Source organism: Oleiphilus sp. HI0043 (assembly GCF_001634935.1).
Window position 1 is genome coordinate 1 of the sequence record NZ_LWEY01001340.1, and the last position, 1,647, is coordinate 1,647.

General features: G+C 47.4%; 2 protein-coding genes. One reads left to right on the forward strand and one right to left on the reverse strand.

What is annotated here, in order from left to right; all coding sequences use genetic code 11:
- Window positions 1-879 (forward strand): fatty acid desaturase family protein (locus A3729_RS17935; protein WP_068634156.1); only part of this gene is annotated, 879 nt, incomplete at its 5' end.
- Window positions 880-983: 104 nt separating this feature from the next.
- Here A3729_RS17935 and A3729_RS17940 read toward each other — a convergent pair.
- Window positions 984-1,647, reverse strand: a 664-nt coding sequence (locus tag A3729_RS17940) for a methyl-accepting chemotaxis protein (RefSeq protein WP_231877462.1), incomplete at its 5' end; no start/stop codon positions are given.

The following is a 1,647-nucleotide window of genomic DNA, read 5'->3' on the forward strand; positions in this document are numbered from 1 at the left end:
TTCAACTGGCTACTCATCGCTTTTGCTTTCTTTATCGTTGCTGTTTGGCCAAATATCATTACCGTCATAGTGGCTTTATTCATTCTAGGAGGACGGCAACTCGGTCTTGGTATACTTCTGCATGAATGCTCTCACCGCTCATTCTTTTCCACCCAAAAGCAGAATGACCTGGTTGGCCATTGGTTGGCAGGTATTCCGGTACTTGTGCCTATCGACTTCTACCGTCCTTATCACTTTACTCACCACACTAAAACCGGAACCGACGAAGACCCCGATGTTGGTAACATTGCTCAATACCCGGTTAGCAAAGATAGCTTTAAGCGCAAGATCATTCGTGACTTTCTTGGTTTATCTGGGCTCAAGGCAACATCAGCTTTGTTATTTTATGTACTTCCAGGGCGTGCTGGAAATGCCGTTTCCTTGNGTGTAAACAGCGATAAGATCGGAACAGATGCTGGCTGGAAAATGGGACTTAGAAACTACCTTCACGTCGTCAGTTTCCACCTTATATTTTTTAGTATCTTGGCGGCGAGCGGACATGCCAGCCTCTATGCTTTATGGTGGATTGCCTATATTTTTACTCATCCCTTCATCATTCGAGTTCGTCAAATCGCCGAGCACGGCGCCATGCCAGCACTTGCCTCAGAGGATGTTCGCCACACGACACGTACAACCATCGCCAACTGGTGGGAGCGTTTACTGTTTGCACCGAATTATGTGAACTATCACTGCGAACATCATTTGCTCCCAACCGTTCCCAGCTATCGACTATCTGAAATGCATCGCATTCTTAAGCTACGTGGATTTTATAAGAGTAATGAAGAGGCGTTGGTGGAAAAGGGTTATCCAGAGATTATTCGATTAGCTTCTGCTGGATGAAAAACACTTCGCAGCATAGATGTATGCACAGCCTTCCTCGGCTCGCAAGCGGGCAAGCACAGGGTTAATCCAGCGAGGGATGAAACCCTCTGCCAACGCTGGATTTATCCCAATTTAAACTTTTCGATGTGCTGTTTAAGTTGAGCGGCTAGCTCACCAAGCTGTGCACTGGAATTGGCAAAGTTATGGGAGTCAGTAGCAATTTGTTCTGACAGCTCAGAAATCTCATTAATACTTCGGCTAACGCTTTCTGTCACCTCTGCTTGCTCTGCTGCGCTCGTCGCTATTTGCGCATTCATATCACTGATCGTGTGAGCACTTCGGGTGATTGCTTGCAAGGAATTATCAGCGTCTCGAGCTTTTTCCACGCTGTCTTTAGCCATTTCTTGGCCTAAAGCTATTGACTCAGTTGCACCTTCGGTACCCGCCTGTAGCTGCTGAACCAAGTGCTGAATTTCTTCAGTCGATTTCTGTGTCTGACTCGCCAAGGTACGCACTTCATCTGCAACGACGGCAAAGCCGCGACCACTATCTCCTGCACGAGCCGACTCGATGGAGGCATTCAAGGCTAGTAAGTTTGTTTGATCAGCGATGCCTCGAATAAAATCTAACACGGTACTTATGTTGTGCGTATCCTGTTCAACACGCTGTATGGTCTCGGCTGTATGTTCGACACCTTCAGCTAGCTGATCAATCACCGATACCGCAACATTAACAACTTGGGACCCGGATTCGGCCTCGGAGTTCGCTTCTTTCGCTGCTTCCGCT